Annotated in this window: 17 protein-coding genes, 1 tRNA gene and 1 pseudogene; 15 read left to right on the top strand and 4 right to left on the bottom strand. The window is 64.9% G+C overall.

Annotated elements, in window-relative coordinates:
• The coding region (locus AC27IQ_RS07360) for a phage tail protein (protein ID WP_487089062.1) at positions 1-208 on the top strand (208 nt) is incomplete at its 5' end.
• A gap of 46 nt (positions 209-254) precedes the next feature.
• Here the strand turns inward: AC27IQ_RS07360 and AC27IQ_RS07365 are convergent.
• Together AC27IQ_RS07365 and AC27IQ_RS07370 are read right to left on the bottom strand one after the other, a co-directional pair.
• Positions 255-2,717 (bottom strand): UvrD-helicase domain-containing protein, encoded by a 2,463-nt coding sequence (locus AC27IQ_RS07365; RefSeq protein ID WP_487089063.1) that lies wholly within the window; start codon positions 2,715-2,717, stop codon positions 255-257.
• Between the two features lie 54 nt (positions 2,718-2,771).
• Complete coding sequence (locus tag AC27IQ_RS07370) at positions 2,772-3,677, bottom strand: MurR/RpiR family transcriptional regulator (protein ID WP_284405827.1); 906 nt, start codon at positions 3,675-3,677, stop codon at positions 2,772-2,774.
• Between the two features lie 137 nt (positions 3,678-3,814).
• On the opposite strand from AC27IQ_RS07370, the gene AC27IQ_RS07375 reads away from it, so the two are divergent.
• Both AC27IQ_RS07375 and AC27IQ_RS07380 read left to right on the top strand, forming a co-directional pair.
• Complete coding sequence (locus AC27IQ_RS07375; RefSeq protein ID WP_487089064.1) at positions 3,815-5,011, top strand: M20 family metallopeptidase; 1,197 nt, start codon at positions 3,815-3,817, stop codon at positions 5,009-5,011.
• Between the two features lie 60 nt (positions 5,012-5,071).
• Positions 5,072-6,097, top strand: coding sequence for a Bug family tripartite tricarboxylate transporter substrate binding protein (locus AC27IQ_RS07380; RefSeq protein WP_487089065.1), 1,026 nt, complete (start codon positions 5,072-5,074; stop codon positions 6,095-6,097).
• A gap of 140 nt (positions 6,098-6,237) precedes the next feature.
• Here AC27IQ_RS07380 and AC27IQ_RS07385 read toward each other — a convergent pair whose 3' ends face one another.
• Positions 6,238-6,360 (bottom strand): hypothetical protein, encoded by a 123-nt coding sequence (locus AC27IQ_RS07385; protein WP_487089066.1) that lies wholly within the window; start codon positions 6,358-6,360, stop codon positions 6,238-6,240.
• Positions 6,361-7,121: 761 nt separating this feature from the next.
• Between AC27IQ_RS07385 and AC27IQ_RS07390 the strand changes: the two genes are divergently transcribed.
• The 4 genes from AC27IQ_RS07390 to AC27IQ_RS07405 all read left to right on the top strand — a co-directional run bounded on the left by AC27IQ_RS07390 (position 7,122) and on the right by AC27IQ_RS07405 (position 9,182).
• The gene (locus AC27IQ_RS07390; protein ID WP_272564565.1) at positions 7,122-8,099 is read left to right on the top strand and encodes a GMP reductase; all 978 of its coding nucleotides are present in this window, start codon (positions 7,122-7,124) and stop codon (positions 8,097-8,099) included.
• A gap of 127 nt (positions 8,100-8,226) precedes the next feature.
• Positions 8,227-8,302: transfer RNA gene (locus tag AC27IQ_RS07395), tRNA-Lys, on the top strand.
• A 228-nt stretch (positions 8,303-8,530) separates the two neighbouring features.
• A complete protein-coding gene (locus AC27IQ_RS07400) occupies positions 8,531-8,746 on the top strand; it encodes a DUF3606 domain-containing protein (protein ID WP_272564590.1) in 216 nt (71 codons plus the stop codon).
• A 19-nt stretch (positions 8,747-8,765) separates the two neighbouring features.
• A complete protein-coding gene (locus AC27IQ_RS07405) occupies positions 8,766-9,182 on the top strand; it encodes a pyridoxamine 5'-phosphate oxidase family protein (protein WP_487089067.1) in 417 nt (138 codons plus the stop codon).
• A gap of 89 nt (positions 9,183-9,271) precedes the next feature.
• Here AC27IQ_RS07405 and AC27IQ_RS07410 read toward each other — a convergent pair whose 3' ends face one another.
• Complete coding sequence (locus AC27IQ_RS07410) at positions 9,272-10,360, bottom strand: SDR family oxidoreductase (protein WP_487089068.1); 1,089 nt, start codon at positions 10,358-10,360, stop codon at positions 9,272-9,274.
• 245 nt (positions 10,361-10,605) lie between these two features.
• Between AC27IQ_RS07410 and AC27IQ_RS07415 the strand changes: the two genes are divergently transcribed.
• From AC27IQ_RS07415 to AC27IQ_RS07450, 8 genes and pseudogenes are all read left to right on the top strand, one after another.
• On the top strand, positions 10,606-10,965 hold the full coding sequence (locus tag AC27IQ_RS07415; protein ID WP_487089069.1) for a hypothetical protein: 360 nt from the start codon (positions 10,606-10,608) through the stop codon (positions 10,963-10,965).
• A 137-nt stretch (positions 10,966-11,102) separates the two neighbouring features.
• Positions 11,103-11,579, top strand: coding sequence for a copper chaperone PCu(A)C (locus AC27IQ_RS07420; protein ID WP_487089070.1), 477 nt, complete (start codon positions 11,103-11,105; stop codon positions 11,577-11,579).
• A gap of 143 nt (positions 11,580-11,722) precedes the next feature.
• On the top strand, positions 11,723-12,625 hold the full coding sequence (locus AC27IQ_RS07425; protein ID WP_487089071.1) for an ABC transporter substrate-binding protein: 903 nt from the start codon (positions 11,723-11,725) through the stop codon (positions 12,623-12,625).
• A gap of 636 nt (positions 12,626-13,261) precedes the next feature.
• Entirely contained in the window at positions 13,262-18,472 is a 5,211-nt protein-coding gene (locus AC27IQ_RS07430; RefSeq protein WP_487089072.1) for a carboxypeptidase regulatory-like domain-containing protein, read from the top strand.
• 68 nt (positions 18,473-18,540) lie between these two features.
• A complete protein-coding gene (locus AC27IQ_RS07435; RefSeq protein WP_487089073.1) occupies positions 18,541-21,711 on the top strand; it encodes a transglutaminase domain-containing protein in 3,171 nt (1,056 codons plus the stop codon).
• A 475-nt stretch (positions 21,712-22,186) separates the two neighbouring features.
• Complete coding sequence (locus AC27IQ_RS07440) at positions 22,187-23,359, top strand: hypothetical protein (protein WP_487089074.1); 1,173 nt, start codon at positions 22,187-22,189, stop codon at positions 23,357-23,359.
• Between the two features lies 1 nt (position 23,360).
• Positions 23,361-23,627, top strand: a complete 267-nt coding sequence (locus tag AC27IQ_RS07445; protein ID WP_487089075.1) for a hypothetical protein — start codon at positions 23,361-23,363, stop codon at positions 23,625-23,627.
• 124 nt (positions 23,628-23,751) lie between these two features.
• Positions 23,752-24,230 (top strand): annotated as a pseudogene (locus AC27IQ_RS07450) (transglutaminase); the annotation flags it as partial.

Here is a 24,230-nt window from a genome sequence, read left to right on the forward strand (position 1 = left end):
CGCGGGCAACTCGGCAGCGCCCAACGGCCGCTACCTGGCCGCTTCCGACCGGCGCGATAACCAATACACCAACCAGGCCCCCGACGGCAACCTGGCCGGCGTCACGACGGGGCTGGCCGGGAGCAGCCTGCCGCACGACAACATGCAGCCCTATCTCTCCCTCAACTTCATCATCGCGCTCGCAGGGACCTTTCCGTCCCGAAATTGAGGCACGCCGCGGGGCGGCGCATGCCACCCCGCCCCGCGGTGTCCAATCAATCCACCACGGTCAGCTTGGCCACCGACAGCGCCAGCCATTTGGTGCCATGCCGGGGAAAGTTCACCTGTGCGCGCGCATCGTCGCCGGTGCCCTCCAGCGCCAGCACCTTGCCCTCGCCGAACTTGGTGTGGAACACGCCCAGTCCCACGCGCAACCCGTGCGACGGCGCGGCCTTCTGCGCCGGTACCGGTGGACTGGCGAACGATTCCGACCTGGACCCGAATCCGCCTCTCGCGCTAGATCCATATGCACCGCCCGCTCCTGAATTAGGAGCAAACGTGCCGAACCCCTGCTGCTTGGGCGTGATCCATTTCAACGCGGCTTCAGGCAGTTCGTCGAAGAACCGGCTCTTGATGTTGTAGCGCGTCTGGCCGTGCAGCAGCCGGGTCTGCGAATGGCTCAGGTACAAGCGCTTTCGCGCGCGGGTGATGGCCACGTACATCAGGCGGCGCTCTTCCTCCAGCCCTTCGCGGTCGCTCATCGCGTTCTCGTGGGGGAACAGGCCCTCTTCCATGCCGCCGATGAACACGGCGTCGAATTCCAGGCCCTTGGAGGCGTGCACGGTCATGAGCTGCACGGCATCCTGGCCGGCCTGCGCCTGGTTGTCGCCCGCCTCCAGCGCCGCATGGGTCAGGAAGGCGGCCAGGGGCGAGAGTGTCTCGCCGGTATCGGTGTCCACGATGCCCGCCACGCCGCCGGGCAGCGGCTCGTCGGTCGTGGGCAGCGACGGGTCCAGGCCCTGGCTCGCCGGGCTTTGCGTGAGCGGCGTGCCGTGCTCATCCACCGGCAGCGCGATGGCGTCGCGCCCGAAGCCTTCCTGCGTGACGAAGCTCTCGGCCGCGTTCACCAGCTCCTGCAGGTTTTCGATGCGGTCGGCGCCTTCCTTTTCAGAGCGGAAGTGCTCCAGCAGGCCGCTGGACTCCAGCATCTGCTCGATGATGCCGCGCAGGGTCATGCCCTGCGTCTGCTCGCGCAGCACGTCGACGAGGGCGACGAAGCTGCCCAGGTTGGCGCCGGCCTTGCCCGGCACCGCGGTGACGGCATCGTGCAGCGAGCAGCCCGCGCTGCGCGCCGCGTCCTGCAGCACCTCGACCGTGCGCGCGCCGATGCCGCGCGGCGGGAAATTGACCACGCGCAGAAAGCTCGTGTCGTCGTGCTGGTTCTCCAGCACGCGCAGGTAGGCCAGCGCGTGCTTGATTTCGGCCCGCTCGAAGAAGCGCAGGCCGCCGTACACGCGGTAAGGCACCGCGGCATTGAACAGGGCCGACTCAATCACCCGGCTCTGCGCATTGCTGCGGTACAGCACGGCCACTTCCTTGCGTTCGAAACCGTCGCTGCGCACGAGCTGGCGGATCTCCTCCACCATCCACTGCGCCTCGGCCAGGTCGGTGGTGGCCTCGAACACACGCACCGGCTCGCCAGGGCCCTGCGTGGTGCGCAGGTTCTTGCCCAGGCGCTTGCTGTTGTGGCTGATGAGGGCGTTGGCCGAATCGAGGATGTTGCTGTAGCTGCGGTAGTTCTGCTCCAGCTTGATCTGGCGCTGCACGTCGAACTCGCGCACGAAGTCGGCCATGTTGCCCACGCGCGCACCGCGGAAGGCATAGATGCTCTGGTCGTCGTCGCCCACGGCGATCACACTGCCGCGCGCCTGGAACTGGCCGTCCGCCACGTCGCCCGCGAGCTGCTTGAGCCAGGCGTACTGCAGCTTGTTGGTATCCTGGAACTCATCCACCAGGATGTGCTGGAAGCGCCGCTGATAATGCGCACGCACCGGGTCGTTGTCGCGCAGCAGTTCGTAGCTGCGCAGCATCAGTTCGCCGAAATCGACCACGCCTTCGCGCTGGCACTGCTCTTCGTACAGCTGGTACAGCTCGACCTTCTTGCGGGCATCGGCATCGCGTGCGTCCACGTCGCCCGGGCGCAGGCCCTCTTCCTTGCAGCCGCTGATGAAGTACTGCACCTGCTTCGGGGGAAAGCGCTCCTCGTCGATGTTGAACTGCTTGCACAGCCGCTTGACGGCCGAAAGCTGGTCCTGCGTGTCCAGGATCTGGAAGGCCTGAGGCAGGCCGGCCAGCTTGTAGTGCGCCCGCAGCAGGCGGTTGCACAGCCCGTGGAAGGTGCCGATCCACATGCCGCGCACGTTCACCGGCAGCATGGCCGACAGGCGCAGGACCATCTCCTTGGCGGCCTTGTTGGTGAAGGTGACGGCCAGGATGCCGCCGGGCGTGGCGTAGCCGTTTTGCAGCAGCCAGGCGATGCGGGTGGTGAGCACCCGGGTCTTGCCCGAGCCCGCGCCCGCGAGGATCAGGGCGTGCCCAGCCGGCAGCGTGACCGCGGCCAGTTGCTCGTCGTTCAGGTTCTGCAGCAGGGGCGAGGCGGCATCGGACTGGGGCGCGGGGCCGGCGTCGCCAGCACCGAAAGGCGCTGGCGCGCCGGAAAACAGGTCGTGTGGGAGCATGGCGCCATTGTAGGAACCTCCACCGGCGGCCCTCCGCCGTGGGGCTGCTCGGCGCTATCCCCCACTGCGCGGGCGGGCCGGCAGCGGGGGCATGCGGCGCAGGCCGTCCACCGCGTCGGCCTCGAAGTCCTTCCACAGCGCGTCGCGGCGCTGCAGGGTCTGCGCCACTTCGCCATGCCGCTGCTGCGCCACGGCGGACACCAGCGCGTTGCACAGGAAGAACGCGGCGGTATAGGAGTCGAACGGGGACGCGTTCGCCGTGCCCACCAGCAGGCTGTGGTGGGCGCAGGCCACGATGGGCGCCGCCGCGCTGTCGGTGATCGCCACCACGGTGCATCCCTGCTGCCGGAAATGCTGCGCGGCCAGCAGCGCGCCGTTGGAATAGCGGCGGATGGTGAACACCAGCAGCATGTCCTGCGGCTCGGTCCACAGCAGCCGGTCCACCGCGAAGGGCGCGCCCGCGCCCAGTTCCAGCACCTGCGGCCGGCACATGTTCAGGTGGGTGGTGAGGTAGGAGGACACCGGCACGCTGTTTTTCTCGGCCATCACGAAGACGCGCCCCTGGCAGCCGCTGATGGCCTGCACCACCGCCCCGAACACGCCCATGTCCAGCCCCTGCCGGGTGGCGGTGAGGTTGTGCTGGTCGTGCAGCAGCGCATCGTCCACGCACTCGGCCAGGGTGCGGTCGCTGCCGATGGTGGCTCGGGTGCGCTGGGCGGGCGTCTGCAGCAGCACGGTCACCTCGCTGCGGGCTTCGCGGCGCACCTCGGCCAGGCTGGCATAGCCCAGCTTGGCGAACAGCCGCACCACGGTGGAGGCGCTGGTGCCCGCGCGCGCGGCCATGGCGCTGGCCGAGTCGAGCAATCCGTCGGGGTAGTGGCGCTGCAGGTCGTCCGCCAGCGCACGTTCGCTGGCCGTCAGGGTAGGGGCGTGGAGGACGAGCCGTTCGGTCAGGAGCATGGCAGGGGTGGAGAAATCGACGGGGATGGGTGAGCGTAATCCAGCGCAGCCCCGCATGGCGAAGCACCGCGAGCACATTGCAATGACTGTTTCATGAATATATGATTATTGAAATATTCATTTCACTCGCGATGCCCATGACCACCACCATCGAAGCCGACTCCCCTGCCACCGGCCAGGCCCTGCCGCCGGCTGCGCAACCCCTGCTGGCCTGGCTGGCCTCGCAGGAAAGTGCCATGTTCGATCTGCTGCGGCAGGTGGTGGACACCGACAGCGGCAGCGGCCATGTGGCGGGCGTGCAGCAGGTCGCGGCCCTGCTGCGCGGGCGGCTGGAAGCGGCTGGCATCGCCGTGCAGACCCTGCCGCAGCCGGGCTGGGGCGAATGCCTGCTGGCCCGCATTCCGGGCAGCAACCCGTCGGCCGCAGGCCACCTGCAACTCATGGGCCACATGGACACGGTGTTCCCCCTGGGCACGGCCGCCGAGCGCCCCTGGCGGGTGGAAGCCGGCAAGGCCTTCGGGCCCGGCGTGGCGGACATGAAATCCGGCCTGGTCATGAACGTCTTCGTGGCCGAGGCGCTGGCCCGGTTCGGCGGCAACGCCTCGCCCGTACACCTGTTCTTCTCATGCGACGAAGAAGTGGGCTCGCCCGCCTGCCGCACGGTGATCCGCGAAATCTCCCAGGGCGCGCGCGCCGTGCTCAACGCCGAGCCCGGCCGCATCACGGGCAACGTGGTGGTCGAGCGCAAGGGCTCGTACCGCATCGATTTCGAGGTGCAAGGCGTGGCCGCGCATGCGGGCATCAACCCCGCGCAGGGGGCCAGCGCCATCGAGGCCCTGGCGCGCAAGACGGTGGCCCTGCACGCGCTCAACGGCTGCGAGCCGGGCGTGACGCTCAACGTCGGCTTCATCCAGGGCGGCATGGCCTCCAACGTCGTCGCGCCGCTGGCGCGGGCCCATCTGGACCTGCGCTACACGGCCGAGAACGACCTCGAGGCCGTGCTGGCCCGCATCCGCGCGGTGATCGAAGAAGAATCGCTGCCCCGCACCAGTGGTCGCATCGTGGAGCAGACGGGCACGCTGCCCATGGCCAAAACCCCGGCCGACCTGCTGGCCGCCTACCAGCGCAGCGCGGCGCAGGTTGGCTTCGCGGTCGAGGGCGAATTCACCGGCGGGGCCGCCGACAGCGGCATCACCTCGTCGATGGGCATTCCCTCGCTATGCGCGCTGGGCCCGGTGGGCGGATACGCCCACAGCGAGCGCGAGTTCTGCGACCTGACCACCTTCGTGCCACGGGCCCAGGCGCTGGCCCTCACCCTGCTCGCGCTGGGCTGACGGCGGGCCAGGCCGCGCCCTGTTTTCACCTTTGTCTTTTCATTTGCCATTGCCCCTGCCATGCCTGTTCGCACCGCCCCTTCCTCGCCTGACGCCTGCCACCTGACCCGCCGCCAGATCCTGGCCTCCAGCCTCGGGCTGGGCCTGGCCGGCCTGCCCGCCGTGGCCAGCCACGCGGCAGAGACCTACCCCGCGCGCCCGATCACGCTCGTCGTGCCCTTCCCGCCCGGCGGCTCGGTGGACGTGATGGCGCGGCAATACGCCGAGCCGCTCGGCCGCATCCTGGGCGTGCCCATGGTCATCGACAACAAGCCCGGCGCGGGTGGATCGATTGGCGCGCAGTTCGTGGCCCGTTCCAAGGCCGACGGCTACACGCTCGTGGTCTCGTCGCAAAGCAGCCACCTGGCCAATCCGCTCGTGCAGCCCAACCTGGGCTACGACCCCATCAAGGACTTCGACAACATCGCCATCCTGGGCCGCCAGCCCAACGTGCTCGTCGTGCACCCCAGCCTGCCGGTGAAGACCTTCGCCGAGTTCGTGGCCTACGCCAAGCAGCGCCCGGGCCAGCTCAACTTCTGCAGCGCCGGCGCCGGCAGCATGGGACAGCTCAATGTCGAAATGATGCAGCTGGCCATCGGCACGCAGGCCGTGCACGTGCCCTACCGCGGCGGCTCTCCGCTCATCACCGCCATGCTGGCCAACGAGGTGCAGTTCACGCTCGACAACCTGGTCATCTTCCTGCCGCACATCCAGGCCGGCAAGCTGCGCGCGCTGGCCGTGGCGTCGCCCCAGCGCCTGCCGCAACTGCCCGACGTGCCCACCTTCGCCGAACTGGGCCAGGCCCCGCTCAACCAGACGTCGTGGACCGGCATCGCCGCGCCCGCCAACACGCCGCCCGCCATCGTGGCCACGCTGCACAAGGCCATCCGCACGGCAGCCACGGAACCCTCCATGCTGGAAAACCTGCGCGGCCGCGGCGTGATCGCGCCGGAGGACATGGCACCGACCGGCTTCGAGAAGATGATGGCCGAGCGCCTGGTGGCCTACGGCGACGTGGTGCGCCGCGCCAACGTCAAGCCCGAGTAGGCCGCACACCCGGCCTCCCGCCCCACCCCGGTTCGGGGCCGGGGCCCCACATGCACGGGCGGCTCCCAAGCCGTGCGCATCTGTGGGAACATGGCGCGCAACACCACTGCCGCTGCTCCGCTGCCCATGCGCCCACCCCTTCACTCCCTGACCGCCCTGGCCTTGCTGGCCACCTTCGGCGGCGCCCCGCTGCTGGCCCAGGCCCAGGCGTCCTGCTCCAGCGACGGCGTGGCGCAGCCCGTGGCGCTGTACGAACGCTTCATCAACGCCGACTGCGAATCATGCTGGGCCGGGCCGCCTGCGCACGCGCCCGGCGCCAGTGCACTGGTGCTCGACTGGATCGTGCCCGGTGGACTGGCGGACGATGCCCCCCTGTCCGCCGCCGCCACGCGCGATGCCCTGCAGCGACTGCAGGACCTCGGCCGCAGCGTGCCGTCATTTTCAGACACCCACACCGCCGAGGTGCAGCCCCTGCCCGGCCGGCTGCGCGTGGCCAACGGCCTGGCGATGAACGACTACCTCGGCACCGGCATCGCCTTCCAGCCCGCGCCCCGCAATCTGCTGCCGGCGGGCCGCTACGCGTACACGCTGGTGCTGGTGGAGCGGGTGCCGCGGGCACCGCAGGGACGCCGGTCGAACGGTATGTGGTTCGAAATGCCCTCCAGGGCAATTGGAACGCCGGCATCCCGCTATCGAAAAAGGAGCAATCCGCCTGGATCGACAACCGCTCCATGCGAACCCCGGAAGGCACCGATGCCGAGCGCCTGTTCGTCGCCGGCTGGCTGCAGGATGCGCAGGGCCGCATCGTGGCCGCGGCGCAGTCCCGCTGCGCAGCAGGGTCTTGAGCGGCGGGTAGAATCAGTCACCGGGCCCAAGTTTCTTGACGCCCGGTTTTTTTGTGCCTGCGCACAGCAGGGTCCGGTGCCGTCCATTGCGGCGGCACCCGCAGAGCCGGTCAGCAAGCCAAGCGCCCACCGTGGCGGAAATCCTTCCGCCGCGTCCTTCAATGGAGCTTGGAAATCTGATGGAAATCTTCGACTACGACAACGTCCTGCTGCTGCCGCGCAAATGCCGCGTGGAAAGCCGCTCCGAGTGCGACGCCAGCGTGACGCTGGGCCAGCGCAGCTTCCGCCTGCCCGTGGTGCCGGCCAACATGAAAACGGTGGTGGACGAGAAAATCTGCCGCTGGATGGCGCAGAACGGCTACTTCTACGTCATGCACCGCTTCGATCTGGACAACGTGCAGTTCGTGCGCGACATGCAAGCGGCGGGGTGCTTCGCGTCCATCTCGCTGGGCGTGAAGCAGCCCGACTACGACACCGTGGACCAACTGGCCGCCGCCGGCCTCGTCCCCGAGTACGTCACCATCGACATCGCCCACGGACATGCCGACACGGTCAAGAACATGATCGGCTACCTCAAGGACAAGCTGCCCGGCGCGTTCGTCATCGCCGGCAACGTCGGCACGCCCGAGGCCATCATCGACCTGGAAAACTGGGGTGCCGATGCGACCAAGGTGGGCATCGGCCCGGGCAAGGTGTGCATCACCAAGCTCAAGACCGGGTTCGGTACCGGGGGCTGGCAGCTGTCGGCGCTCAAATGGTGCGCGCGTGTGGCCACCCGGCCCATCATCGCGGACGGCGGCATCCGCGACCATGGCGACATCGCCAAGAGCATCCGCTTCGGCGCGACCATGGTCATGATCGGCTCGCTGTTCGCCGGCCACGAAGAGTCCCCGGGCCAGACGGTGGAAGTGGACGGCGCGCTGTTCAAGGAGTACTACGGCTCGGCCAGCGACTTCAACAAGGGCGAGTACAAGCACGTGGAGGGCAAGCGCATCCTCGAGCCCATCAAGGGCACGTTGGCCAGCACGCTGGTGGAGATGGAGCAGGACGTGCAAAGCTCCATCAGCTACTCCGGCGGCCGCAAGCTCATGGACATCCGCAAGGTGAACTACGTGATCCTGGGCGGCGACAACGCGGGCGAGCATCTGCTCATGTGAAAGACCGCCGGACGGCTGGCGATCAGCACCTGATGACGGCAATTTTTTTCTGCGGGACTTGCAGACGCCTCAAATCTTGGTGCATAATTCGAGGCTCTGCAGCGATGCAGACAACTTTTCAAAAAGTGGGTTCTTAGCTCAGTTGGTAGAGCAGCGGACTCTTAATCCGTAGGTCGAGTGTTCGAGTCACTCAGGACCCACCACTTATACAAGCCGCAAGGCAAAAAAAGCCGACGCTATCAAACATAGCGCCGGCTTTTTGCATTTCCGCCGCCGCTTCGTGGAAAGCACCCAGCACCGCTGCATTCCATGCACGCCACGGCGTCGTGTCGGGCAATCCCTCCGGCAGTGGGCGCGTTCTGCCTACAGCCGCCGCCGCTGCGTGCGCCTTAGGTTCATGTCTTCCCCCTTCCTTTCTTCAGGAGACCGACATGAACCAAGCCGCAGGTGTGCAACCCGATCGCATCGACGTCAACGACGCCGCCCTCGTCACCCAATGGGCCGACAAGCTCGCAGTGAGCGAGCTGCAACTGAAAGAGGCCGTGCAAGCCGTCGGCGACAAGGCGGCCGATGTGGAGATGCATCTTAAGGGTTCACGCAGCATCACCAACGATGACCGCGTGGAACAGCTCGGCGCTGACCGCTGAACCCCGCCGATCGCCCTCCATGACCCAAAAGACCCTGGCCGATCTGGCCGAGAAGATGCGCGACATCGACATCGCCATGCTGTCCACCCACACCGACGGCGGCACCATTGCCGGCCGGCCGATGAGCAACAACCGCGAGGTCGATTACGACGGCACGTCGTGCTATTTCACCTGGGAGCAATCCCGCATGGTGGCCGACATCGAACGTGCGCCCCAGGTATCGCTCGCCTTCCAGGGCGCCAAGGCCTTCCTGGTGGCCGTGCAGGGGAACGCCGAGCTGGTGCGCGACCGCGCCGCCTTCGCCGAGCACTGGACGCCCGACCTGGACCACTGGTTCAAGGATGGCATCGACACCCAGGGGCTCGTCATGATCCGGGTGAAAGCCTGTCGCATCCACTACTGGGATGGCGAAGACGGCGGCGACATCACCGTCTGATGCCATTGCGCCGCTTGGCGCACCCGGGCGGTGCTGCACACGCAGGGCGCGTCCCGCAGCCCAGCAGCGTGCAGCCCCCCGGGAAGGCATCAGCCCCCGTCGCCCGCCGTGCCGGTGATCGGCAGCACGATGCCGGTGATATAGCTGGAGCACACGGGCGAGGCCAGGAACACGTAGGCCGGCGAAATCTCTTCTGGCTGCGCGGGCCGGCCCAGCTGGGTCTTGCTGCCGAATTCGGCGATGCCCTCTTCGCTGCGGTCCGCCGGATTCAGCGGCGTCCACACGGGGCCGGGCGCCACGGCGTTGACGCGGATGCCTTGCTCGGCGAGGTTGCTGGCCAGCGCTTTGGTGAACGCATGGATCGCGCCTTTGGTGGCGGAGTAGTCCAGCAGCTCCTTGCTGCCGCGCAGTCCGGTGACCGAGCCGGTGTTGATGATCGCGGCCCCGCGCCGTAGGTGCGGCAGCGCCGCCTGGGCCATGTGGAAGTAACCGTAGACGTTGGTCTTGAAGGTTTCGTCGAAGCGCTCCTCAGTCAGGTCCGCCAGGGATTCGGCATGCTCCTGGAAGGCCGCGTTGTTGACCAGCACGTCCAGCTTTCCGAACGCCGACACCGTCTTGCGCACGGCCCGCTGGCAGAAGGCCGCGCTCTTCACATCGCCGGGGATCAGGATGCAGCGGCGCCCTTCCTGTTCGACATGCTGGCGCGTGACCTCGGCATCTTCGTGTTCGTTGAGATAGACGATGGCCACGTCGGCGCCTTCGCGGGCGAAGAGGACGGCCACCGCCCGGCCGATGCCGGAATCGCCGCCCGTGACGATGGCGGAGAAACCATCGAGCTTGCCGCTGCCCCGGTATTGGGGCGCCTCGAACTGCGGCGCCAGCTCCATGTCGGCCTCGCGCCCTGGCTTTTCCAGGTGCTGCTGCGGCATGGGCGGCACGGGGGCTGCGCGGCCGGCGCCGGGGGCGGCGGTCTTGGCCGCAGCGCCCTTCTTGGCTGGGGCGGCGGATCGAGAGGGTTTGGCCTGGTCCTTCGCGTCCTGCTCGCGCTGGATTCGCACCTGCTTGCGCGCGACCGCTTCGGTGTCCGGGCTCTCCGCCGTGCCGGCGTTGCCCCGGGCTTTGGTGGCACCGGGTGTGCCGTTGCGGGTCTTGGCTTTGGAGGAGGGAGAGGTGGGCATGAAAGGCTCCTGAGGGAATGGCGGACCGTGGCACGGCGCGCTCGCTGAAGGGCGGGCCGGCCGACGAAGACGCCCAAGGCTGCGTGCGCAGCGCAGGCGATCGCGTCGGAAAACGCGCCGTCCGAATGCAAGAGGTCCCTCGGGGACGGCCTTGCGATCCACGGAGTGCGCGCTTCGGGTGCGCACCAGCCCCTGGAGCCGGCGCGGTGAAGGCCGGGAAAGCACGCGGCGATAATGCAGCGCACATGCCTGCCCTGCGCCACGTCCGCTTCCTCGCCCGCCTGATCCTGGCGTGGTTCGTGGCGTCGCTCGGCGTGGCGGTGGCTGCACCACTGGTGCACCCGCAGCGCATCGAATGGGTGTGCTCGGCGGGTGGCGAGCCGCGGTGGGTGGTGGCCGGCGCGGGCGAAGATGCCGCCGTGCCTGCGCACCATGGCCTGGAGTGTCCGCTGTGCCTGCCGACGGTCCTGCCGCCGCCCTCGATCCAGGCGGGCGCGCATGCCCAGGCACTGCCGACGCATCTTCCCAGCCCGCTCTACCGCGCTCCGCCGGCCACGCTGGCCGGTGCGCCCTTCCCTCCTCGGGCACCGCCGCTGGCGGCATGAACACCGGGGCCGGTCCCCAGCGTGCTGACCGGCCCGTCCACCTGCCCCCCCCCCCGTTTACGGACCGCTGCGGGCACGGGCTTTCCGCGCAGCCCCGCGCAGGCCGTTGATCCGTTTTCCGCATTCAAGGAGCTTTCATGCCCAAGACCCACTTTTCCGCTTTCGCCATCGCCATGGCCCTTTTGACGGCCACGGCCGCCCATGCCCAAGTCACCGTGCAGGACGCCTGGGTGCGCGCCTCGGTGCCGAACCAGAAGGCCACCGGCGCCTTCATGCGGCTCAATGCCGCGAAGAGCACGCGCCTGGTATCGGTCAGCTCGCCCGCCGCGCCGCTGGCGGAAATCCACGAGATGAAGATGGAAGGCGACGTGATGAAGATGCGCGAAGTGCCCGCGATCGACCTGCCCGCGGGCAAGGCCGTGGACCTCAAGCCCGGCGGCTACCACGTCATGCTGATGGACCTGCCCAAACCCGTGAAGGAAGGCGACACGGTGCCACTCACGCTCGTCTTCGAAGGCCAGGACGGCAAGCGCGAGTCGCTGGAGGTGAAGGCCCAGGCGCGCGCGGTGAGCGCCAGCCAGGCACCGGCGGCCCACGGCGAACACAAGCACTGATCTGGCGAGCGGCATGGCGTGCAGCGCGCAGCGCGCCATGCCTTTTTTGGGCCTCGCGCGCTCGGCCAAGGCACGGGCCAGGGCCGCGGACCGGCACAATACCGCGCTCGCCCACGATGCCGCCCCACCCCTTGCCTACCGCCTTGCGCCCTTCCCACCCCTTTCGATCGTCCGCTGTGTGGTGGTGCCTGCTGGCCTGGTGGATGGCGGGCGCCGCGCACGCAGGCATCCGCATCGCCGACGACCGGCAGCAGACCGTGGAGCTGCCACGGCCAGCAGCGCGCATCGTGTCGCTGCAGCCCTCGCTCACCGAGACGCTTTGCGCCCTGGGCGCCTGCGATCGCCTCGTCGGCGTGGACCGGCACTCCAACTGGCCCGAGTCGGTGCGCCAGCTGCCGCAGGTGGGCAGCCTGGCGGACGCGCACGTGGAGCGCATCATCGCGCTGCGGCCCGATCTGGTGCTGGTGCGCCCGCGCAACCGCGTGGTCGAGCGGCTGGAGGGCCTGGGCATCAAGGTGCTGGCGCTGGACGCCAAAACGCATGCGGACATGCGGCGCAACATGGAGGCGGTGGCACAGGCCATCGGCAAGCCGGGGGCGGGCGAAGCGCTGTGGCACCGCACCGACGTGCGGCTGGACGAAGCCCGCGCCCGGGTGCCGGCCGCGTGGCAAGGCCGGCGCGTGTACTTCGAACTGCACGGCGGCTCGGCGGCGGCGAGCGAGGCCTCGTTCATCGGCGAAACGCTGGCCCGCCTGGGCCTGCGCAACGTGGTGCCCGGCAGCCTGGGCGCGTTTCCCAAGCTGGGCCCGGAATACGCGGTGCGGGCCGAGCCCGATCTGCTCATCACCAACGAAGGCCGCGGTACGCCGCCGATCGCCGCGCGCCCGGGCTGGGGCACCATGGAGGCGGTGCAGCGCGGTCGGTTCTGCCGCATCGCCGAATCGCACTTCGACGTGATGGTGCGGCCGGGTCCGCGCATTGACGAGGCGGCGCGGGAAATCCTGGATTGCCTGGCATCGGTGGACCGGCGCTACACGCCGCCGTAATGGCCGTGGCGGCAGCGATGATATGAACATGCAGGGGTGCTATTAAAAATATAGCGATATGCCCTAGTTCCAATTGCGCTGGAGGCACTTTTCACCCCCATCGGTGAAGGGCGGCCCGCACAGCCCTCGGGCCCCGGCCGCCCTTTGCGTTTCAATGGCTCTTGGGCCGCGGTGGCCCGAAACGCGGTGGCGCTTTGGTTCTGCAAAGGTTGTCGCTTGAATCGAGCCGGCATGTAGTGACCAGAAGATTGCCTCTGCGTGGCTGCGCATCGCCCTGGATATCGTGAAAGCCAATGATTGAGGCATCTGGGCATTCCATCGTCATGGGAGGTGGTAAACAGAAAGCGATGCTTTGTCGCGAATAGGTGTCAACAACAATTTGTCACAGATGATTGCAATCGTTATGGCTAGCATCCGCCGCAATAAAAAAATTGCAACGACTCTGCATCTGCGATTGGGGGAGGTGGTTGGCTCAGGGTCGACCGGCGACGCTTTTCATGCGCATGGTGAGAGACAAGAGGATCTCCAATGTGTGTGACGGGAATCGACCGCGCGGCCAGAGCCGTGCGGTATTGGCTGTGCTTTGCTCTGATATCGACATGTTGCGGGCTGGCTTGGTCAGGCACTGCCAGTGGCTTGGCATGGCTTCAGACCCAGGTGCAGGCGACCGGCCAACTGGCCAGCGCCTCCAGTTCTGCCACTGCGCTCCAGAGCCAATGTGAAGCAGCCCGGACGCTGCTGGAATTTTCCGATCTCGCCAAAGCTGCATCGCTGACAGCCGCGCTGGATGCAGCGCCATTGGCCGAGACTGCGACGGAGGTGCTGGCATGCACCCAATGGTTGCAGCAGCAACAAAGCCAGATTCCACGGACCCCCGAACTTCAAAGCCGGCGCTCGGTCTCCGGCGGCTTCGCCATGTATGACAGCCTCAGCGGGACCAATGCGCTGGATACGGGCTGGGCACTGCAAGCACTGGCTGGCCAATGGAGCGAGACCCAGGCTGCGCCCACCCTGGTTTGGCTGCAACAGCAACAGGCCGCCAACGGCAGCTTCACCGTGGGTGGCGTTGGTGATCTGCTGAGCACGGCCATCGTGCTGCGTGGTCTGCAGGAACACCGTCAGCGCTCCGTGGTCGCGGCCGCCATCGCCGACAGAGCAGCCGCTTATTTGCTGGGCCAAGCCAACCCGGCCGGACATTGGCAGTCCGATGCCGGCATCACCGCGCTCATCTATGAAGCCGTGCACCCCTACAGCGGCGCTCTGCCGACCATGGGCCCATCCGTAAAGGCATGGTTGCTGGCAGCGCAAAGCTCCAGCGGGGCGTGGGGCAACAACGATCCCTGGACCACGGCACTGGCCCTGCGCGCGCTTGCATTGGCCGAGCGCCCTGCCATCAACCCGGCTCAGGCCGCGCTGCGTGTGCAGTTTGTGGACGCGCGCAATGGCATTCCCATCCCTGGAGTGCAGCTCACGGGTCCGGCAAGCAGCGGCATCCTTGGATTGAGCGATAGTTCGGGCCAGATTCACCTGACGGGACTGGTTCCTGGCGCCTACACCCTCACTGCCAGTACCTCCGGCTACAGCACCGTCCAGACATCGGCCACATTGCGCGCGGGCCTTGTGACGGACCTGGGTACCCTCCAGATGCTGGTGCCAGGCAACAGCGCCACCGCGGTCATCAGCGGGATCGTCAAAGACACTGCCAGCGGAATGCCTCTGAGTGCCGTGACCGTCACGGTGGCTGCTCAATCGCTGAGCGCCACCACCGACGCGGCAGGCCGTTACCTGATCAGCAGTGTCGCACCCGGCAACGTCAGCGTGATCGCCCGCAAGGCCGGCTACTACGACGCCTCCGGCCAGGCCAACGCATTGGCCGGGCAAACCCTGGACTTTTCCCCCGGCCTGGTGCCCAGCCAGCCTGGCGGTTCGGGCAGCACCACCGACTGCCGCATCACTGGCCGCGTCACCAACGCTGCCGACACAACGCCTGTTGCCGGAGCCACCGTGGCTCTGAGCGGCGCCAATACCGGCACGACACTCACGGATGCCGATGGCACCTATGTGTTGGCTGGCCTGGTTTCAGGCGACACACGCATCAGCGTCAGCCAAGCAGGCTACAGCTCTGCCGAGGCCAACACCCGACTCTCCTGTAGTTCACAGAGCAACACGGCGGTTCAGTATTCCCCCAGGCTCCATGCGGGCAGCCAAAGCCCGCCAGAGGCCAACGGCGCTGGCTTCAGCGGTATCGTGCTGGACGCGCGAACCGGCCAGCCTATTGCAGCGGCGCAGCTGTCCGCCACGACCACCACCGGCATCGTGCGCACCACGGCGAGCCAGGTCGATGGCCGCTTCGCACTCGGCGGGCTGGACGGAGCCGCGGCGCAGCTCGCTGTGACGGCCGCAGGCTATGAGGGCGTCACGGCTGGCTACTTGCTGCAGCCTGCACAGAACAGCGACCTGGGACAACTGCGCTTGCGTCCCCCGCAAACAGCAGCGCTGGCCGTGGACCTGCAGGTGCAGGCCGTCAGGCGCCACACCTTGCAGACCGACCCGCAGACGTTGCGCGTTCTTGGTGCGCTGCAGGTGCAGATACGCAACGCAGGCACACAGCCGGCCCCGGCGAGCGTCCCGTTGCTCGCTTTCCTGGACATGGAGGGTAATGGCGAATACAACCCGGGCACGGACGCCGTGCTCGGTCAGGCAACGCTGCCGGCGGCGCTGGCTTCGGGGCAGTCCCAAACACTCGAGATCGTGGTGGCGGGCATGCTGCCTTTCCGCGATGCACCGATCCATGTGATCGTTGATCCCGCAGGGACCATTCCTGAGAGCAGCAAGCTCAACAACGTGCGATCCAGCGCGCAAGATGTGCTGTTCACTCCCTCGGCCGCAGCGTTCTCGCCCAAACTCAAGTGGCACTGGGATGGGAGCAACTCGCCGTACCCCGATTACAACCAGGTCATGATGGCGCCGGTTGTCGGGCGCATCGTCGATACCAACGGCGACGGGCGCCTGGATGAGGATGACATGCCGGCCGTGGCGTTCACGTCGTTCTCGGCATCGCTGGGGTACAACAACGCAGCGACGATCCGTGTCGTCGATGGCAAGACCGGCTCGCACCTGTTGTCCATCCGGGACGACTCCATTTCCGCGATTGCCAACTTGGCGCTGGCGGACCTCGACGGCGATGGGAAACCGGAGATCATCGCCATCACTCGGGACTACCGCGTCGTGGCCTTCCGCCACACCGGCGAGCGGTGGTGGGTTTCCGATGTGACCGTTGCCAGTTCCGGCTCTCCTCCGTGGGGGGCGCCGTACGTGGCAGACATCGATCGCGACGGAAAGCCGGAGATCATTTTCGGTCTCACCGTCCTGAACTTCGACGGCACCACCAAGTGGCGTGCCAATGGTCCGTATGTCGGCACTTCCTATGAACGAAACGGGGGTTTTTCCATCCCCATCGCGGCCGACATCCAGGGGCACGGCAATGCCAACGTGATTTTCGGAGGCGCGCTCTATTCCGCCGATGGAACGCTGGTGTGGCAGGCCCCCATGGATGGATACACCGCCGTTGCCTCCTTCGATTCAAGCCGGCAACCATCCATTGCCATCGTTCATTCGGGCCAGATCTCGCTCATCGGTGCGGACGGGCAGGTCCGTTGGACGACCGCGCTACCCGGCGGAGGAACAGGCGGCCCGCCCACCATTGCCGACATGGATGGCGACGGCATCCCGGAAATCGGCGTGGCGGGCTCCAACGCGTATTCCGTATTCCGGGGCGATGGATCGCTGCTGTGGAGCAAGGCATCGCAGGACTGGTCTTCGCAGATCACGGGTTCGACCGTCTTCGACTTCGACGGCGACGGGGTGGCCGAAGTGCTCTATGCCGATGAAATCAAGCTGCGCGTCTTCAAGGGCCCGACAGGCGAGGTGCTCTGGGAGCAGCCAAACACATCGGACACGACCTTGGAATATCCCCTGGTCGTCGATGTGGACGCCGATGGGCATTCGGACATGCTGGTGGTGGCCAACGACTTCGGTTGGCTCATCAATGCGACAGCGCGTTTCCACGGCGTTCGGGCTTTCGAAGATGTCAACAACGCATGGGTGCCCACGCGCACCCTCTGGAATCAGCACGCGTACAGCATCAACCACATCAACGATGACCTGAGCGTTCCCCGCGACCCCGAGCCCAGCTGGAAGAGCCACAACACCTTCCGGCTGAACCGGCGCATGGATGCGGACCCCCGGGCGGTCGCTGACATCACGGCCAGCTACGTGCGCGTGGTGGACAAGGGAGCGCAGCCGCTTTCGCAGATCATCGTGCGCGTGGGCAATGCCGGCTCCTACAAGGTGCCCGCGGGCACCCCGGTCGCCGTCTACAACACCGACCCCGCCCTGGGCCAGCCAGCGGCGCAGGCCCTGGTGGCGCAAGGCGTCACGCAAAGCGTGCTGCCAACGGGCGCCTACGAAGATCTGGCGATTGTCCCCGCCCGGCCTTTGGCCCAACTCAGTGCCATGGGCACCGTTTGGATCGTCGCCGACGACGATGGCACGGGCAGGCACACCCTCTCGGACTTCGACCGCGGCAACAACGTGGCAGCGGCCGACCTGGGGGCCATCGCGACCCACCTGGTTGTCTCGGTGGCCACGGACAAGCCGATCTACGCCGAGGCGGACACTGCCAGCTTCACAGCGATGGTGCACAACGCGGGCAGCTTTGCCCGCGACGCGCTCGTGCGGCTGACGGTGCTGGATGTGGCCGGCCAGTCCGTGGACGTGTTGCCGCTCGGCACGGCCGCCCAACTGCAACCGGCGACCACCGATCAGGTGCGGGCACCTTGGTCGGTGGCTGCCGTGCTCGCCGGCGACTATCAGGTCCGGGCGGAACTCGTCACCTCTCAGGGCCTGGTCTATGGCAGCGCAAGCGCTTCCTTTGCCGTGAAAGCGGGTGCCGGGGTAGGAGCGGTAGACAACAGCCTCAACAGCGCCCGCGCAAGTACGGACCGCAGCCGCTACAGCGCTGCGCACACCGTGTTCATCGACTCGCGGGTTGCCAATCTCAGTGCCAATTTGCTGCAGGAAAACCTGCGTGCCATCACGCAGGTCATCGCGCCCGATGGGCAGGTCGTGCTCGTCCATGCCGAGGACATCGCCCAGGCCAGTCCGCGCAGCCAGCGCAAGTACGGCTACTACCTCAAGGCCGGCAGCCTGGTGCCGGGCACCTACCAGGTGCGCATCCAGCTCTTCGGCTCGGCCAGCTACCAGAGCACCCGAATGGCCATGGGCGCCAAGTCGAGCGTTCTGGCGGGCCTTGCAGACGTCGAACTGGCGTCCAGCACCACCAGCTTCGTGGTTCAGGACGCCTTGCAAAGCGGTGTGGGCATCACGGGCCAGCTCAGTGCGGCCCCCGCTTCCGTGATCGTCGGCGCCTCATCGGCACTGCAGTTGAGTCTGGCCAACAACGGCAACTCGGCCATCGCGGGGGCTACTGTGCGCGTGCGCGTACTGGATCCCGCCAGCGGCACGCCCATCGCTGTCTTCACCCAAACCGGCGTGCAATTGCCCGTGGGTGCGGGTGGACAGTACAGCTGGAACTGGGTCGCGGCAGGCACCGCGGGCAGCGTGCTGCCGGTGGCCGCCACCATCGAGATTGCAGGGAACGAGCAACCTCTGGCGCAAGCCACCCTCACGCTCATGGCCCCGGGCGGGCAGCCGCCTGTCGAGATCCAGCCGGTGCCTCTCGATTGGCAATGGCTGATCGCGCTGCTTTTCCTGATGCCCGCAGCGTCCCACGGCATCGCGCGGCGCCGCTTGCCCCCGCGCGCTCCCCTTCAAAACGAACAATGAACGATGCAACCCCGAGCATGAGTGCACCCCATAACACCCGAACCGCATGGCACCCCTGGCTGCTTCCCGTGGCCCGCACCGTGATGGCGGCGCAACTGGCATTGGCGCTCCAACCCTTGAGCGTGCTGGCCCAGGAAGGCCCCCCTGCCGCCCCTCCCGCCGCCCAGCAGCAAATACAGCGCTTGGCCCAATGGCAGCAACGCATCGAGCAGGCCAAGCTGGAGCAAGCGCGTGCGGCGCAGCCGCCGGGCGCGCTGGCGACCGAGCGCACCAGCCGCAATCTCACCCGGGTGCACGAACTGCTCAGAGAAGTCAAAGCCCGGACCGACCGGCAGCCTGCCCCGACCGCCAGGCTTGGCAACGCCGGGAATCAAACAGCAAAGGCCGCCCCGACTGCTGACCAGGCCAACGAGGCAGACCAGGCTCAGATCAGCGCACTCCTGGCGGCGATCGATGCCGATACCGATGCCGTGTTGGCCGACTTTGCCTCGGTGCGCCAGCAACTCCAGGCACAGGGCGTGAGCGCGGAGATCCTGGCCCGCCACGACCAGGCCCAGGTGGAACTGGAAAAGCGTGCCGGTGAACTGCGCGAATTGATTCGTGCCTGGCGACAGGCACCCGGGGTGGCCGCGTTGGCGGCCCTGGACGCCTACTTCCAGCGGTATCCGGCTGCCCGTGCCCATGCAACGGCAGACCCTGGCAAATTACCCTGGAGGTCGCCGCAGCCCAATCAACGTCCGCCGGCCGGGAACCAGACCGCGTGGTTCCAGAACCTGCATGGCAAGCAGCAGGTGAAGCTGGCGCAGGCAGGTGGGGGAAACCGCCTCGGTCTGCAGTTCACCATCCCGCCCGAGCCCGGACAAGCGCCCACGCCCGAGGATTTGGCGGAAACATCGGAAGTCACCCTCACGGCCGCCGTCCGCGCCAAGGCCCAGGAACTGGGCAACAACCCCGTTGCCATCCAGAACTGGGTGCGCAACACCATCGAATGGGTCCCGACCTGGGGAGCGATCCAGAGCGCGCAGGACACGCTGGACAAGCAGCGCGGCAATGCCATCGACATCGCCAGCCTGCAGATCGCGCTCCTTCGCGCAGCCGGTATTCCTGCACGCTATCAATTCGGCACGGTGGAAATCCCCGCCGTGCAGGCCATGAACTGGGTGGGTGGAGCCTCCAGCGCCCAGGCCGTTTTGCAACTCATGAACCAGAGCGGCATTGCAGCGCGGGGCAGCGTGCAGGGCGGGACGGTCCAGAGCATCCGCTTCGAACACGCATGGGTGCAGGCCTATGTGAACTGGGCGCCCGGGCGGGGTGCCAAGAACGCGACGGCCTCCCAGCACAACCATCCCAATGGAGCGTTGAATGCCTGGGTAGCGCTGGATGCCAGCGTCAAGCAATACGCCTATGCCGCGGGCATGGACCTGCAGGCCGCAGTGCCACTGGATGCGCAGGCCCTGCTCAACGCCGCACAAAGCGGAGCCACGGTCAATGAGCAAGAGGGCTGGGTACAAAACCTCAACCAGGCCGCCATCCAAAGCCAGCTGACTGCGTACCAGAACCAGCTCAAAACCTACATCGACACCCAAAAGCCCAACGCCACAGTCGGCGACGTCATCGGCAAAAAGATCATCCCCCAGACCGTGCACAGCGTGCTGGCGGGCGTCACCCCCCTGGCCGTCATCCAGCTCGGCCAGCAAAGCGCCGCCGTCCCCAGCGGCCTGCAGCACCAGTTCAGCTACCGCTTGAGCGACGGCTGGGGCAATGAACTGTTGAGCTACGGGGCCCCCACCAGCCAACTGGCGGGCAAACGCCTCACCTTGAGCTATGTGCCTGCCGACCAGGCCACGTCGGACCTCATCGCAAGCTATCTGCCCAAGCCGCATGCGGACGGCAGCCCCATCCAGCCCGGTGAACTGCCCACCAGCCTGCCGGGCTACCTGATCCGGCTCAAACCGCAAATCAGCGTGGATGGGCAGGTGGTGGCCCAAAGTGCCAGCGCGGTCACGATGGGCAGCGACCTGCAAGGCCAGGGCGGCTTCACACAGCTACAAGACCCCACGCAATGGGACCTGACGCCCGACCAAAGCCATGTAGCGGGGCAGGCCACCGCCATCGGCATCAGCGCAGGCGGCATCAGCGCCAAACAATTGGACACCCTCAAGACAAGGCTGGAGAACACCAAAACCCAGCTTCAGGCCAACAACGTGCAGAACCTGACCGGCGAGCAAATCTCCGGAGACCTGCTCACTGCCACCATCTGGAGCTGGTTTGCAGCGGCGGAGAGCCACAACCGCCTGAGCCAGAACCAGGCCGGGATGGTTGAAAACCCCGGCCTGTCCTACGGCCTGTTCCATGCCGTGGCCCAGCCGACCTATAGCTGGGGCGTCGTGAGAAAGGTAACGTTTCCTGGGGTGAACATCGATATCGGGCACATCCGGAACGTCAGCTGGGCCAAGGACAACGACGACAGGAAGTGGGTGGCCTACAACCGGCTGAGGGGGCAGTACATGAGTGCGCTGGAGCATGCGGTGCCTGAGCGGTTCTTCAGTGACCCGGCGAAATGCAATCTGGCGGGCAGCTCCAGTCCAGTCACGGGGCTACCCGACTGCCCGCAGGGGATCAGTGCGGTCAGGGCCCTGGGGATTGCGGCATCGCAGGGGCAGAGGATCTACACCATCACGCAGAAGGTCTACAACGACAACCCGGGCATCGTGAACACGGCGTTGTCCGCGCACAGCCATGACACACAGAGCCGGGTGCAGCGGTCGCTGGATGCGGGGTATGAGGTGACTATTCATGAACGACCCATCACAGAGAGTGGGTGGACGGGGGCTGGGTACACGGCCATTGATCCGATAACAGGGGCGGGGGCTTACACCATTGAAGGTGGGAGTAATGGCGGAGCATTTTACTGGGTTGCAGGGGCTTTATCCGCGACTGCTCTAATTCTTGGCATGGTACTTGCCATTCTCTCGGCCCTCATTGCAGCCGGTTTTCTAGCTTTTTTGGGAATTGTTCTAGGAGTGTTGGTGGCATTTTTAGGTATTTTGAATATTTTGTCGGCGCTATATTACGGAGATGATTATCAGAAGGGGTGTTTTTATGGCGCATTTTTTATGAGTGTTGGGATGATTCTTGGTGGATTAGGACTTCCGTCTTTGCCATCAAATCTAATTAGTTTCTTTGGTGCAATGTTTCCGGGCGGTTCTGTGCCTCAATGTTGGGCTGGAGGGGGTTAAAAATGCTGATCAACGGTTATCCATTTCCAAATTTAATCTTGCTTTTTTTATTTTTTCTTCTTATGTGGATTGATAGAAAAATAATGAAAAAAGGCGGTTGGGTATTTTATTTAAATAAAATTATGATTTTATTTTCATTTTTTGGATCTTTTGTTTTGGTGAGTTTTAATACTTACTCTTGGATTTTGATGTTTTTAATGCTAGGATACTCTATCTACGCATATTTTAGGTTTTCAAAAATCCATTGAAATTTTTCAGATTTTATCTAGGGCGTGTTATGAACTTGCTCGTAAGTCATTGATTCTGCTGAGAAATTTCACGATTTTCACTTTCAATAAATCACCCGTAAGTGCTTGTCGCACAAGGAGATTTTTCAAAGTTCATAACACGCTCTAAGTGCGCAATTTAATAGTATGTGTTATATGATTTTTCGTAAATCATTTTTTAATGAGACCTGACGCCCGACCAAAGCCACGTGGCAGGCCAAGCCACGGCCATCGGCATTAGCGCAGGGGGCGTCAGCGCCAGGCAACTGGACAGCCTCAAGACAAGGCTGGAGAACACCAAAACTCAGCTACAGGCCAACCACCTGCAGAACCTGACCGGAGAGCAGATCAGTGGAGATTTGCTGACGGCGGTGATCTGGGGCTGGTTTGCAGCGGCGGAGAGCCATAACCGACTCTCCCAGAACCAAGCGCAGATGATCGAGAACCCTGGGCTCTCCTACGGCCTGTTCCATGCGGTGGCCCAGCCGACCTACAGCTGGGGCGTGGTGAGGCAGGTGACGTTTCCCGGGGTGAATATTGATATCGGGCACATCCGGAATTTGAGCTGGGCGAAGGACAACGACGATAAGAAATGGGTGAGCTACAACCGGCTGAGGGGGCAGTACATGAGTGCGCTGGAGCATGCGGTGCCTGAGCGGTTCTTCAGTGACCCGGCGAAATGCAATCTGGCGGGCAGTTCCAGTCCAGTCACGGGGCTACCCGACTGCCCGCAGGGGATCAGTGCGGTCAAGGCCCTGGGGATTGCGGCGGCGCAGGGGCAGAAGATTTATACGATCACGCGGAAGGTTTACAACGACAACCCGGGCATCGTGAACACGGCGTTGTCCGCGCACAGCCATGACACACAGAGCCGGGTGCAGCGGTCGCTGGATGTGGGGTATGAGGTGACCATCCACGAGAGCCCGATCACGGCGAGTGAGTGGACGGGAGCGGGATTTATTGCCATTGACCCCAGCACAGGACCCAGCACAGGAGCGGGGGCCTATACGATTGAGGGAGGAAGTAATGGTGGAATACTGCTGGCATTAGCCTATATTTTTGCAGTAATTGTCAATGTATTGATAATTTTGCCCGCAATTGCTTATGCCTTTTTAATATTAGGTGTATTAATGACGCCATTCATTGCTGCAGCTATTCTTCTGCTTGCTTCTGCAGTTGCGTTATGGGTCGGTGCAGAAATAAATTTATCCGATGATCCATGTGCTCAATCAATTTTCCAAACATTAGCTACCGGAATGATCGGTGCTTTGGTTGGCTTGGGCGGTGGATCAACTATTGCTAACTTTCTTTCTGCTTTTTTAATTGGTGGAGTGGGGGTGGGAGCAACTGGGGTAGTAAAAACTTGTTTGCAAAGTCCATGATATGAATGATATCGTTTCTTTATTTTTTGATGAGTGGTTTAAGATATACCCATTGCTTTGTATTCTGCTATTTGCGTCGGCATTTGGCGCGGGCCTGAGGGGGGGTGTTTTTAAGGTGCTATTTACCGGGTTCGTAATAATATTTGCTAGTGGCTGTTTCATGCTTGGCGGGTTTTTTGTTGGAGTTGTTCAGATATTATTTTTAATTATCGGAGGTTATTATTATTATGGTGTGGGCATTGGTAGAAAGCAGGCGTCATCAGAGTAGTGACGCAGTATCACGTCATAAGGAATAGTGGCAAGCTATCTCAGAACAAAGCCAGGACCTGGGCAACAACCCCGTGGCATCCAGAACTGGGTGCGCAACACAATCGGATGGGTCCCGACCTGGGGTGAACATCGACATCGGGCACATCCGGAACGTCAGTTGGGCCAAGGACAACGACGACAGGAAATGGGCGGCCTACAACCGCCTGCGAGGCCAATACATGAGCGCACTGGAACATGCGGTGCCCGAGCGGTTCTTCAGTGACCCCAACCAATGCAACCTGCAAGGGGCAACAACCCACACAGCAGGCCTGCCGGACTGCCCGCAAGGCATCTCAGCAGTGAAGGCCTTGGGGATTGCGGCAGCGCAGGGGCAAAGGATTTACACGATCACGCAGAAGGTCTACAACGATAACCCCGGCATCGTGAACACGGCGTTGTCGGCGCACAGCTATGACACACAGAGCCGAATACAACAGTCTCTGGATGCGGGGTATGAAGTAACCATCCACGAGAGGCCAATTGCTGAGAGCGGATGGATGGGAGCGGGGTACACGGCGATTTATCCGACAACAGGGGCGGGGGCTTACACCATTGAGGGGGG

The organism is Acidovorax sp. KPB24-07 (assembly GCF_057543315.1).